Origin of the sequence: Pantoea sp. Nvir (assembly GCF_009829915.1) — a bacterium.
In the GTDB taxonomy this organism is placed as follows: domain Bacteria; phylum Pseudomonadota; class Gammaproteobacteria; order Enterobacterales; family Enterobacteriaceae; genus Pantoea.
The window spans coordinates 178,238-192,129 of sequence record NZ_SZZW01000001.1; the positions used below are offsets into that span (position 1 = coordinate 178,238).

Annotated in this window: 8 protein-coding genes; 3 read left to right on the top strand and 5 right to left on the bottom strand. The window is 39.1% G+C overall.

Features of this window, described 5'->3' with window-relative positions:
• The first annotated feature begins 1,578 nt into the window (after positions 1-1,578).
• The gene (gene infA / locus FD729_RS00675; protein ID WP_159931378.1) at positions 1,579-1,797 is read left to right on the top strand and encodes a translation initiation factor IF-1; all 219 of its coding nucleotides are present in this window, start codon (positions 1,579-1,581) and stop codon (positions 1,795-1,797) included.
• An 89-nt stretch (positions 1,798-1,886) separates the two neighbouring features.
• Here the strand turns inward: infA and clpA are convergent, their stop codons facing one another.
• The 3 genes from clpA to FD729_RS00690 form a co-directional block, all read right to left on the bottom strand.
• The gene (gene clpA / locus FD729_RS00680) at positions 1,887-4,163 is read right to left on the bottom strand and encodes an ATP-dependent Clp protease ATP-binding subunit ClpA (protein ID WP_159931379.1); all 2,277 of its coding nucleotides are present in this window, start codon (positions 4,161-4,163) and stop codon (positions 1,887-1,889) included.
• A 57-nt stretch (positions 4,164-4,220) separates the two neighbouring features.
• Positions 4,221-4,541 (bottom strand): ATP-dependent Clp protease adapter ClpS, encoded by a 321-nt coding sequence (clpS, locus tag FD729_RS00685; RefSeq protein ID WP_159931380.1) that lies wholly within the window; start codon positions 4,539-4,541, stop codon positions 4,221-4,223.
• A gap of 1,091 nt (positions 4,542-5,632) precedes the next feature.
• Positions 5,633-6,832, bottom strand: a complete 1,200-nt coding sequence (locus FD729_RS00690) for a serine hydrolase (protein WP_159931381.1) — start codon at positions 6,830-6,832, stop codon at positions 5,633-5,635.
• A gap of 1,575 nt (positions 6,833-8,407) precedes the next feature.
• Here FD729_RS00690 and moeA point away from each other — a divergent pair.
• Positions 8,408-9,643, top strand: coding sequence for a molybdopterin molybdotransferase MoeA (gene moeA, locus FD729_RS00695; RefSeq protein WP_159931382.1), 1,236 nt, complete (start codon positions 8,408-8,410; stop codon positions 9,641-9,643).
• Positions 9,644-10,471: a molybdopterin-synthase adenylyltransferase MoeB gene (gene moeB / locus FD729_RS00700; RefSeq protein WP_159931383.1), complete on the top strand. Its 828-nt coding sequence runs from the start codon at positions 9,644-9,646 to the stop codon at positions 10,469-10,471.
• Between the two features lie 936 nt (positions 10,472-11,407).
• On the opposite strand, the gene FD729_RS00705 is transcribed toward moeB, so the two are convergent.
• Both FD729_RS00705 and FD729_RS00710 read right to left on the bottom strand, forming a co-directional pair.
• On the bottom strand, positions 11,408-11,809 hold the full coding sequence (locus FD729_RS00705) for an H-NS family nucleoid-associated regulatory protein (RefSeq protein ID WP_159931384.1): 402 nt from the start codon (positions 11,807-11,809) through the stop codon (positions 11,408-11,410).
• Positions 11,810-12,257: 448 nt separating this feature from the next.
• Positions 12,258-13,712 (bottom strand): sugar porter family MFS transporter, encoded by a 1,455-nt coding sequence (locus FD729_RS00710; RefSeq protein ID WP_159931385.1) that lies wholly within the window; start codon positions 13,710-13,712, stop codon positions 12,258-12,260.
• Between the last annotated feature and the right edge of the window lie 180 nt (positions 13,713-13,892).

Genomic DNA, 13,892 nt, shown 5'->3' on the forward strand with positions numbered 1-13,892 from the left:
TATTTACTTAACTCCTCTTACGCAAGGTTATATGCTTTTCGCCAGGATAAGTACTTTTGGTAAAGAGCTGTATCAGCAGGTATTTGATTATCTTCAAACAATACTTAACCAAGTATCTACTCACGAGAAATCTGCGGGAACCTTGGATAAATTTATCGTGAGAATAAAAGTTCATACAACGGGGGGATGGAGATATTCTTAACCGCGTTATATAAGAGTTTCTATGGCTTAAAAATTGCTTTGGTTGGCCAAGATCATAGAAATAGATTCCTATGCCATGGTCACTCAGTATTTAATTACGCGAACACAGATAATTAAAGTTTCGAGTAACCCATTTTTGTCATTGACAGGCAAAAAATTACATTAAGACCGTTCTAACGTGCTCTCTGTGTACGCTTTATTGTATATGATTGAGTATGTGTGAGATGAATAATTTGTTTGGTAGGATTGGATAGAACTCTTAATTGCCCGCTGGTTTTTTACATGAGAATATTATCATTGGTAGGGTTTCTACATTTATTCATGTGGTTAGATTAACTAGCAAAGACGGTGTAATCGTATTTTTAGAACCTCATTTTTGAAATGACTTGCATGTTACGTAGGCAAGAAGGATGATTCAAAATTTTCTGAATGCCGACATTTTCGTTCCCTGTCTTGTTACCTCTTCTACCTGTCTTATTATTCATAATCATAAGGCAGATACTACATATCAATTTCGCAAATGAAAAATTACTGTTACTTGCGTAGTGCGGCAATACAACTAATCATCTACGTTTGTGATTTCGCGTCGTTACCATAAATCACACTTTTTTTGACTTTATTAAGAATGATGCTAGTAATTGTCGGAAAACCATAATCATATCTAAGGTAAAAATTTGTAGCATAATAGCTTACATACTAATAGTACTATTTCCCCATTGCAGTCTAGATAACCAGTACTGGTAGGAAGGCAATAAACATTGCGCTCGACTTGATTTTCTGTAAAAGTTGATACTCAACTGTTGCGGCAGAAGTATCTCTTAAAACTTTATTTTTGGTATTTTTTTTAGTATTGTATTAAAAATCATGGAAAAATGGTGTATTGCTAAATTTGAAACCTATACAAATCTCATAATACGCAATTAAGAATATTCTAAGTTTATCTTTAAAATATACACAAGATATTTTCCCTATTAGGTAGTTAGTTAAGATCGTGATAGAACACAAACTATTTTAATATCTTAATGAAATATTTAACGCGCAATAATACATAAAATATAGTATATTAGTTGCGTTTTAGTATGTCGTCCGCGCGTAGTAATGCGTATGCCTGAATTGTTAGAGAGTGAATCACATCAATCTCCAATGTTTTTCAGGTGATCGCGTGTCTCCCACGACTTGACTTAAATTCTTAGCTATCTTACCTCCCCCCACAGACGTCAAATAAACAACTTATTTTAACCACAATATTGGTTAACCTATGATATGAATAAAGCAAAGAGAAGTATGAGCCTTAAATACCAACATTTCTTTACATAAATCGTGGAATTAGGCATTATCTTGCCGGTTCACTGAACGCTAGTCTACCCAGAGGATTCAATGGCTAAAGAAGACAACATTGAAATACAAGGTACCGTACTAGATACGTTACCTAATACTATGTTCCGTGTAGAACTTGAAAACGGACATGTTATTACTGCTCATATCTCCGGTAAAATGCGTAAAAACTATATCCGCATACTAACGGGTGACAAAGTAACTGTTGAGTTGACACCTTATGACCTGAGCAAGGGCCGCATTGTCTTCCGTAGTCGCTAAGCAGCTGTAATTTCTTTCCCTTTCACCCCTGAGAAACTATAAAAAAGGCCAGATTTAAATCTAGCCTTTTTTATTTAATACTATCGTTCCTAGTGAACCGTACCTTCTACTTTGCGTTTCTCTGCGCTAAAGAAATCGTAGATTAATCGGTGCTTTTCTTTATCGAACACGACAGATACTGATCCACCTTCCACCAGGGAGCCAAAAAGTAACTCGTTAGCCAGCGGTTTTTTAAGGTTTTCCTGCACGGTACGCGCCATAGGACGTGCTCCCATCGCCTTATCGTAGCCCTTTTGTGCCAGCCAGTCTCGCGCTTCATCGCTGACTTCCAGCGAAACGCCCTTCGCATCTAGTTGTGCCTGTAGCTCAACAATAAACTTGTCTACAACCTGATGAATAACGTCCGTTGACAAATGGTGGAACCAGATAATGTTGTCAAGACGGTTGCGGAACTCAGGCGTGAAAATTTTTTTGATTTCTTCCATTGCATTAGCGCTATTATCCTGCTGGATTAGCCCTATTGATTGACGAGAGGTTTCAAGAACTCCTGCATTAGTAGTCATTACTAGTACTACATTACGAAAATCGGCTTTACGACCGTTATTATCTGTTAGCGTACCGTGGTCCATTACCTGCAGCAAAAGGTTAAAAACGTTCGGATGTGCTTTCTCAATTTCATCGAGTAATACTACCGCATGCGGATGTTTGATAACTGCATCAGTCAACAGACCCCCCTGATCAAAACCAACATAACCTGGAGGTGCTCCAATTAAACGGCTTATCGTATGATGTTCCATATACTCGGACATATCAAAGCGCAACAGTTCAACGCTGAGAGCTTTTGCCAGTTGCACTGTAACCTCGGTTTTCCCTACTCCAGTTGGGCCAGCGAAGAGAAATGAACCTACTGGTTTACAATCCTGCCCCAACCCTGCACGACTCATTTTAATTGCCTCAGTTAGCGCTTCAATCGCATTATCTTGACCGAATACCAGCATTTTTAGTTGATTACAAAGATTTTTTAATGTGTTACGATCAGTTGCTGAAACTCTTCTTTCAGGTATACGTGCAATACGTGCTACAACTGATTCAATGTCCGCCATTTTGATAATTTTCTTACGCTTGTATACAGGAATCAAACGTGCCCGAGCACCTGCTTCATCAATTACATCAATAGCTTTATCTGGCAAATGACGATCATTGATATATTGCACAGCTAACTCTACTGCAGCTCGTACCGCTTTAGCGGTATAACGCACATCGTGGTGTGCTTCATATTTCGGTTTTAGACCGGTCAAAATCCGCACGGTCTCATCCACAGACGGTTCAGTGATGTCAATTTTTTGGAAGCGCCGTGCTAGTGCGCGTTCTTTTTCAAAGATATTGCTGAACTCCTGATAAGTAGTTGAGCCCATCACACGAATTTTGCCGCCAGACAGGAGAGGTTTAATTAGGTTAGCTGCATCTACTTGGCCACCGGAGGCTGCACCAGCCCCAATGATGGTATGTATTTCATCGATAAACAGGATGCTGCTCTTATCTTTTTCGAGCTGTTTAAGTAGGGCTTTAAATCTCTTTTCAAAATCACCGCGATATTTAGTGCCTGCTAGCAATGAACCAATATCTAGCGAATAAATAGTGCAATCCTGTATAACTTCTGGAACGTCGCCTTGCACAATGCACCAGGCCAGTCCTTGCGCAATAGCGGTTTTACCAACCCCCGACTCCCCCACTAACAACGGATTGTTTTTAAGACGACGACAGAGTACTTGAATAGTACGTTCCAACTCTTTGTCACGACCGATTAGCGGATCTATTCCGCCAATGCGAGCAAGTTGATTAAGATTGGTGGTGAAATTTTCTATATGTTCTTCCCCACTCATTTGCTCTTCGTTAACAGGATTCTCATTATTTAGAGGCTGATTAAGTTCCTCTTTGTGTGTACCATGAGAGATGAAGTTCACCACATCGAGGCGGCTCACTTCATGTTTCCGTAACAGATACGCAGCTTGAGACTCCTGCTCGCTAAAGATGGCGACTAGTACATTGGCACCTGAGACCTCGCTACGACCTGATGACTGGACATGGAATACTGCGCGCTGCAGTACGCGCTGGAAGCCGAGCGTGGGTTGAGTATCGCACTCTTCTTCAGTGGCGGGTAGTGCCGGTATAGTTTGTTCAATGAAGGCTTCGAGTTCTCGCTGCAGTGCAACAGTATCGACAGTGCAGGCTTCCAGTGCTTCTCCAGCCGACGGGTTACTGAGCAATGCCAGCAATAGATGCTCGACGGTCATAAACTCATGACGGTGCTTACGCGCTCTGGCGAAAGCCATGTTTAAACTGAGTTCCAGTTCTTGATTGAGCATTAGGCACCTCCCCAATTATAGGTCTATCACCCTTCCTTTTATTACATAAGGGCGAATTTAGGCTTTTTCTAGCGTACACAGTAATGGATGCTGATTTTTACGTGCATAATTATTCACTTGAACAACTTTAGTCTCCGCTACTTCGGCAGTAAAAAGACCACAAATCGCTCTTCCGTGGTAGTGAACTTTCAGCATCAATTGCATTGCACTTTCAACCTCATAAGAAAAGAACTTTTGCAGAACGTCAATAACAAATTCCATAGGCGTATAATCATCATTAATAATAATGATTCTATACATACAGGGCGGATTCAGATCCTTCTTTACTTTATCTCGCGTTAAATGTTCAAAGTTAATCCAGTCGTTAATATTTGCCATAATATTCCATTAAAATTCTGCACATCGGTACCAATGATTTATTATCAATATATGGATTTTAATACGCTTGCTAAGCTTTCTTTTGCCACATCAGATATTCGTTAAAAAAGCTGGAGCTGCCTATATTAAAAATTAATAATAGATTGAATCTTATATGATAAAGATTATTTTATTACTATAATCATCGATAGTTTATTTTGATGCCAATATACATTTCAAACAAAATCCATCAAGAGCTACAATGTACTCACTGAGTTATCAACTATCTTGTGAGAGAAGTAAAAAGATGAAAAAATGCACTGTTAAAGTGCTAAATAAAAATTGCTAAAAATTTAGCTTTATTTGTCAGAGTGGTGGTAGAAAGAAAAAAATATCTTTATACATGTTCCACCTTTCAGAAGGAAAGGTATAGAACGTTGTAGTTTACTAACTATTTTTTAAACATTATTTATTAAAATCATGACATACAATCGTGCCAGTTGCATGTTTATTTCTTCCGCACTGGTATCAATTCCATTTTAAACACCCCTCCATAATATCAGTGAGGGGCTGATTTTTATTTTATGCCCCGTACTACGGTTAATGCGTTTGACACGCGTTAACCATATCATGGAAGAGTGTAGGAAGTAATTTATATCTTCTTTCCTATAGCGCACTCAAAATTAGGAGTATAATTACTACTAGTTAAAGACAAGATGATAGTCAAATTGTGATTATTAACAATAATAGTATTAATATAATGGTATTGAGGGTCGCACTTACTGCTAGATTGAATAAAATTTCAGAAGCATTTAATAAATCAACCATCGCATTAGAAACGAAGTCCACTGAAGAAGAGTGAGTACAAGCAGTAAGTAGGTGTGTAGGCGTCAAAGGTTGACTTATGCGCTATCTCCTATCATTAAGGCAAGCGGATAGATAGACCTCGAACAAGCAGATCAAAGGCGATATTACATGCACAACTATTCAATGAAGTCTATATTATGAAATAATTGCCTATATTTATCATGATTCTAAATTAATCGTCAGGACTAGAGCATTATGAATCAAGCATGCCACATGTGATATATGGCTTTTAGTCCCTCATTTTTTTAATTAAACCAATTATCAAACAACGTATGGAGCTGCATAAAAACAAAATCGATGAGTTGTCTAAACAGACTTCCTTCTAAAACGTCCTCTATTACGATAAGAGGACACTGCTCAATAATTTTGCCGTCAAGCTGAAAATCAATTATCCCTACAACCTGATTTTTCTTCAGCGGTGCTTCTAACCGAAGTGTAGTTAGATTATAACTCGTTTTTAAATTCTGCATCTGTCCTTTCGGTAGAGTCAGGACCACATCCTTTTCTATGCCTAGATTAACCTTTTTACGATCACCAAACCAAACGCGCTGCTGAGTGAACGGCTTGTCCATTTTAACGGGCATAACGGTTTCAAAAAAGCGAAACCCCCAGGTCAGCAACTTTTCGCTTTCGCTGAAACGTGATATATCATTAGTAGTGCCTAGAACAACGGAGATCAGCCGCATATTGTTTTCGGTAGCGGAAGCAACCAAATTATTACCCGCACCCGAAGTGTGACCGGTTTTGATTCCATCCACATTAAGGTGAGTGTTCCAGAGAAGCCGATTACGGTTCATTTGACGGATGCGGTTAAAAGTAAACTCTTTTTCCTTATTCAGAGTATACTCCTCCGGTACATCCCGGATTAACGCCTGGCCAATCAGCGCCATGTCACGTGCAGTGCTGTATTGTCCTTTAGTATCTAGACCATGTACTGTCATAAAGTGAGTATTTTTTAACCCGAACGAGTTAAGGTAATTGTTCATAAGGTCAATAAAAGCCTCCTGGCTACCGGCAACATAATCTGCCAAAGCAATACAAGCGTCGTTGCCAGATTGGATTACAATCCCTTTATTCAGTTCTGAGACAGGAATTTGATCACCAGGCTTAAGGAACATTAGCGACGAACCCTTCAGTGTAGGATTACTATTGACCCAAGCATCATGACCTACTGTGACTATGTCGTTGAGTTTAATTTTGCCAGCTTTCAGCGCTTGACCGATCACATAGCTGGTCATCATCTTAGTTAGGCTAGCGGGATCAAGTCGGTCATCCGCATTACCTTCCGTCAGCACCTTACCGCTGGCATAATCCATTAAAATCCAAGCTTTAGCATTAATATGAGGTGGAATAGGAGCGTCCATGGAAAAAACTGGTGTAATAAAAACCAATAAAAAGGCGGCAGTTGTATATCTTAAAGAGTAAGAAGAGTACATGGATATCATATGCGAGAAAATTCCATATTAAATCGCGGCATTAAGGAAACACTCACAGATAGAAAATCTGTTCCCAGAAAAGCATTTGAATTATCTCAAAATAATTTGATATAAAACTAAAGTCACAACATGGCGCGTAGCGTTACGTATTGACCTTTGCGGAAAGGCCTGTGATATTTCGAGTGTCTTAGAAAAATCTGACTGATGTAAAATTCAGTATGATAGAAATCATTTAAGAGATCTACCATCGGCTTTACCATATTTGATAAGAGCACATCACTGGATCTAGTTCAACAACTTGATATGCGTCTATCTCAAAGAGAGTAAGCTGATTAAGTGGTACTAATAATACATGAGGAAAGGCCTGCTTCCTCTAGCAATATTCCACTACCGTACTATTCTTACCCTGAGTTTTATTCGGCTAATAAAGTGTCACCCCCTCTCTAACTGACTCAGTTGGTCGTCATAAAAATAATTTTCACTCTCTAAAAGCGCTATAAACTGCATGCTAAATACTAGCAGTAGAATCAATTCCTCGTTCATCACTCTCAAGTAGTGATTAACTAACAAGTTCATCTACTCTCCAAAAGTAACAACTTACGGAATTATAATGTACTTTCTAACTTTTACGGGATTTACCAACAGTCATTTGCATATTTCTTATAGCGAAGTGATACATATAATATTCACACATTCAGTGATACTGGGAATAAACTTTATCCTGCGTATTTGATAGAGGCTCACTTTATGGTTACTATCTTAAGTAATCTTCATGGCATGAGATGGATTTTTATCAGATAGCATTCTTTTTAAGGTTACTGCTGATAGTGAAGTGAAAGTAAAATAAAAATGGCTAAGAGCAAAATTAATTAAATGGATAAAGGTAGGCTACGTGTTTCTAACACGTAGCGGAGACATAGGTGTCTCATCGATTTTTAAGGAGTAGTATTCGCGTTAAAATTGTATCCTTACTTCACAGCCTAGGTGATTTATCCTAAAAAGGTCCACACTCAGCTAGATTGTCTTAGGCATTACACATCACCAGCACCAGTCTTATCACTGGATAGCGTACTGTATGGATGAGACCGAAGTTCTGTTCTAATAAGAAATAATCTCTAGTGGCAATTAAAGAGGACATTACATAAGCAGAATGTATCCTAGACCCACCTCCACAGAGTAACATTATTCATCAATCCTAGCATCTAGCTTACGGATGCCCTAACAAGTAAGGATAATGATTCTATCAGAATTGAATTAAAAACTCTTTAAGCAGTTAGCAGTTGTACCTGTCTTGCTAACGGTATGTAGAGTTTTCTCTTATGTTTTTAGAGTGATTATATTGGGCGAACATAGCTAGCTATGTTCGCCCTTCCATTAATAAAATAAATAATCGAAAGCTCCCATGTTGTAAATAACAAAGTACTTTTAGAACTATCCTTATGCTCTTTCACAGAAATATTCATATTGAAAAAAAGAGTTACATATAATTTAATCAACCTTGATTATTGCGTTCTTGTTAAACTGTTTAAATCTTAAACTCTCTTTATAATAAACAGTCACTTTTTTAACTCAGGTTAAAATTACATGGTACCCTTTACCACAGAGTTAATTTCTCTAGAGAAGGCAAAGGCAGAAATGCTGGGGCAGCTCCGTCCTCTCCGTGATCACCTTAGCGTACTGCTAGAGGATGCGGTTGGCTTTATCACTGCATTAGTGATCACTTCACCGATCAACGTACCATCCTTTGATAACTCTGCGATGGATGGTTATGCCGTACGTCTATCTGATCTTCAGTCTAATCAGCCGTTAAAAGTAGCGGGTAAGGCTTGTGCAGGTACGCCTTTTATCAGCGACTGGCCAATAGGTAGTGTGGTGCGCATCATGACTGGTGCACCCGTGCCGACTGGCTGTAATGCAGTAGTAATCCAAGAAAATGCCCTCGAAGTGGAGGGCGGGGTTTTAATTAATGCACCTGTGCAACCTGGACAAAATATTCGTCGTATAGGTGAGGATATTGCTTGTGGTCAACCAGTTCTAGCAGCAGGAGTTCGCCTTGGAGCAGCCAAGCTACCGCTGCTCGCTTCGCTTGGTATTACTGAAGTGAAAGTATTGCGCAAGCTACGTGTTGCAATTTTTTCTACCGGCAATGAGCTACAAGAAGTTGGGCAGCCTCTAGAGGATGGGCAGATCTATGACATTAATCGATTTGCTATCTCACTGATGTTGCATAAACTCGGTTGTAAGGTAATCGATCTAGGCATTATCAAAGACGACAAGCATGCAATACTCTACGCCTGTGAAGAGGCAGATCGTCAGGCTGATATAGTAATTAGTACTGGTGGCATGTCTGTAGGAGAAACAGACTTTACTAAAATTCTCCTGGAGGAGTTGGGATTAATTACTTTTTGGAAGTTAGCAATAAAACCTGGTAAGCCTTTTGCCTTTGGCCGTTTTGCCAATAGTTGGTTCTGCGGACTTCCAGGCAATCCCGTTTCGGCTGTTGTGACCTTTTACCAGCTTGTGCAACCCCTTATTACCGCGTTAACTGGACAAAGCGTATCACCGTTTCCCCCACGCTTACGGGCACGTGCAACAGTACGTCTAAAAAAATCACCAGACTACCTTGAGTTCCAGCGCGGCATCATGAAACGCGGCACGGATGGAGAGATTCAGGTCCGTAGTACCGGTCATCAAGGTTCGCACATTTTTAGCTCTTTTACAGCTGCAAACTGCTTTATCGTGCTGGAACGCTCGCGCGGCATAGTTGAACCAGGCGAATGGGTTGATATTGAGCCCTTCAACGCATTACTGGAGGAGTAAATGTTATACGAACTCAGCAATGAAGAAATATTGCGCTATAATCGTCAGATTATGCTGCGTGGTTTCGACTTAGACGGTCAGGAGAAACTAAAAGCAAGCTGCGCGCTGATTGTCGGCCTCGGTGGTTTAGGCTGCGCCGCAGTGTCTTATTTAGCTGCAGCAGGCATTGGTACCTTGACTCTGCTCGATTTTGATACAGTATCTCTTTCGAATCTTCAGCGTCAGATCCTGCACTATGATTCTGATGTGGGCCGCAGAAAGGTGGCTTCTGCTGCAGAGAGCATTGCCGTTATTAATCCCCATGTACATATAAATACGGTTGACACTATGCTCGAAGAAAATGCTCTTGAGCAGCTTCTCGCTGAGCATAATGTAGTTCTTGACTGTACAGATACAGTACAAATACGGGAACAACTCAACCGGCTCTGTCGGACACAACGTGTGCCGCTAGTGTCAGGAGCAGCGATTCGTATGGAAGGACAAATTAGCGTCTTTAACTGGCAGCCAGGAACGCCATGCTACCGTTGTATAAGCTGTCTGTTTGGGGAGCAAACACTAAGCTGTGTTGAATCTGGAGTAATGGCACCGTTAGTTGGAGTACTTGGAGCGATGCAAGCAATGGAGGCGATCAAAGTTCTGACAGCATTTGGTACTCCCGCTGCATCACGGTTACTAATATATGATGCGATGAGTGCTGACTTTCACAACGTGAAAGTAGCGCAGAATGCAAATTGTGAAGTATGCTGTGCAGAGGGCATGAAGCCAATTACTTTAAAGATAGGTGGCATAGACAATAAACACAGTGTTCTACAGAATAAGCGTATATGATAGCACTTGACCTAAATATTAGGTATCCTTCTAGCTAGATATCACTTTCCTGCCTATACTGATTCCTCTAATAAAACACGTGCTGCATTCCTTGGTAAGAATAAGGAAGTAACATAATCTTACTAAGACGTTATCAGTACGCTCACAGCTATTTTTCGTCCACTGCCAATGAAAGTTTTAAAATTTAACATTCAAATGATCAACCTTTACTCAGTATGAATATTACCTAGCGGCTTGTAGAATAATTTCTACCTTTTTAAACCCAATAAAGGTGTGTTTTGTTAAAAACTTTTACTGTATCTAATTTAATTTTATTAATTTGTTTTCTGCATAATGCTATCCAAGGCGATTTATTAGTATGAGTATTAACACTAGAAATTATCTGGTAAAAGAGCACAAGTCTATACTTTACCTGTTTCTTTAAATTTTCCGTAAATAATCGCTCTTATGCATACCTTAGCTCACTCATATAGTAGTCATAATTGTATTGTAAATTTGTAATTTGTCGAAATGAAGAGTGACGATCTTATTTTAAGAGATATAGCAACATAATTATAATTCTGTTCTCATATTAACAATATAACTATTAGGGATAGAAGAATATTTCTGCTATTTAGCATATGGGTATTTTCATAAAAGTATGATTTATTACTAGTGTTTGCTTCAATTAAACTTTAACGATGCTTGCAGCTAAATTTAAGAGCAATTTTTTTCAAAAAAATATTAAAAGCGAATTACATGTTAGTATTACTAATTATTAAGCAGGTATTGTTTTATAGATAAGTCGTGATGTAATCTTTATGCCAGAAATCGAACTACCTTATATCAGTCTTAAACATACAGTTTGAGGCAATTCACTGTTGTGGAGTAAAAATCGAAAAGCCGGTGGCTTTTAAACCGCCGGCTACCGCTTTCAAGGATGAGAGAGAATTTTTATTAGCCAATTAAGAAGTCGTCGAGGCTTTTACCCGCGTTTAGAGCCTTTTTAATTGCTGCAGGAGTACGGCCCTGACCTGTCCAAAATTTTTCTTCACCGTTCTCATCGGCGTAAGAATATTTAGCTGGACGCGGCGCTCGTTTCACACGTTTTTTACTTATTTCCAATGCTCCTAGTAATTCATTTGGATCGATGCCATCCGCTAACAACATTTCACGATATTTAGAAAGTTTTTCTTCTTTTTCTCTGTTCTGTGTTTCTTCAGCTTCTACTTCTTCACGACGTTCTGTGACTACTACTGTTAATTTTTCTAGAATTTCTTCCAAATCGTTTAATGGAAGTTCACGTGCCTGTGCACGCAATGTGCGAATGTTGTTCAGAATTTTAAATGCATCATTCATTATAATGTCCTTGATTATAAGGTTTTCATAAAACTGAAGAGATAAGATTAACCAATTTAAATAAAAAAATAAATTAATTTTTAAGTAAACAAATTCAGAAGCTCTAGCATAACTTTTTATTTGACATCTTGAGCTAATACTCAATATATCATTAATAATGAAGTAATAACGACCGTCAAAAAATAAAAACTCCAAACCCTTATATTATCAGTTACTGTACTTAATTTTGATAGTTATCATAGAAAATTTAAATAATCAAAATCATCATATTTTAAAAAAATATTTTAGATATATATAATTCTCTTTTAACCCTTATGTTAACTGGCAGATAAGATGAAAGAAGAAAAGAACAGATGATAAATAGATAAAAAAACCGGATTCTATACCGGCTTTGAATGTAATAGATAATCTATTACTAGGATAGTCTATTCGTATCACTATGCAGTATTTATCTGACAACTCCATGATTGCTAGAGAGCTTTGCGTGTAGATAATGTTCAATTTGCTCCAGACTACAGTTGCGAGTTTCTGGTACGTATTTAATCACGAACATCGTTCCTGCGATCCCCACTAATGCAAATATAAAGAAAACACCTGCTAACCCAATTCTCGCTAGCAAAATTGGGAACATAAATGAAATAAGAAAATTGGCAAGCCACATTGCGAATACTGCGCCACCCATAAAAGTACCGCGTAGGCGTGTTGGAAAAATTTCTGATAACAGCAACCAAGTCACTGGCGATAGAGTTCCTTGCTGGAAGCTTAAAAACATCAGCATACCGAGCAGTACCATATAGCTACGGAGCATATCGAGTTGGCCATGAATAGTTTCAGGTATGAAGAAAGTCACTATACCGATAAATACTAAACAGGTAGTACAGCCTAGCTGACCAATAATAGTCATAGTACGACGGCCTATTTTTCCTAGCAACCACATACCTACAAAAGTCATTAACACGGATATTACGCCGTTGGAAATAGTAGCGAATAGAGCGGAGCTATCATTCATGCCAACAGCTTTTAACATAGTTGGAGCATAGTACATGATGGTATTCACGCCAGTCAGCTGCTGAATAACCGCAATTCCTATACCGATAAGAAATAATTTAAAGAGCCATGGGTTACGCAATGCGTTTAGATGTAATCGTTGGTGTTGTGCTGTAGCTAGCGTTTGTTCGATCTCTGTTAGTTCCCACTCAACATCCTGTCGGGCGCGAGTACGTTCTAACACTTTGCGCGCCTCTGCTAAACGACCTTTCATTACATACCACCGAGGTGTGTCTGGCATAAAAATCATTCCACAGAAAAGCAGTACAGCTGGCAATGTTGCCACCGCCAACATCCATCGCCAAGTATTTTCACCGCCCCAGACAGAATTGAAGCTAGCATTGGAAATATAAGCAAGCATTTGGCCGAAGACAATCATTAGTTCTTGAAGAGTGACTAATTGTCCCCGTCGGTTAGCAGGCGCAATTTCTGCAATATAGATAGGCACAGTAGCCGCCGAACCACCTACCGCTGCGCCCAAAACCAGACGGAAGAAGATCATCGATCCTACATTAGGCGCTATTGAAGTACCTAACGCTCCGACAGCAAAGATTATTGCTAGAATTAGAATAATTTTTTTACGCCCGGCAGCCACACCAAAATATCCAGAAGCTAACGCACCAAACGCCGCGCCGAAAAGTAAACTACTAGTTACTAGACCGGTGGTGAATGGTGTTAGATTAAGTTCTGGTCCCATAAACAGCAATGCGCCAGAAATTACGCCAGTATCGTACCCGAACAATAAACCACCCAAGGTGGCAACTACAGCAATTACTTTTACAAAAGGTTCAGTGCGTGTATTGCTGCTGCTAAGCCTTAACTCCTTATTTAGTATAAGGTGGTTTTTTCTGGACATAAAATCTCCTGATAATATCCAATCGTAAAGCGACGATAGATTATTCCTATGGTACATATAAAATATGAAATATAAATTTTGCAAGATGCATCAAATATTCCGATTCAATGCATATTGAAAATCACTACTATAACCGGAAAGAATTTTAATAAGCATGCTAAGATGCCGTGTTCTTTGACG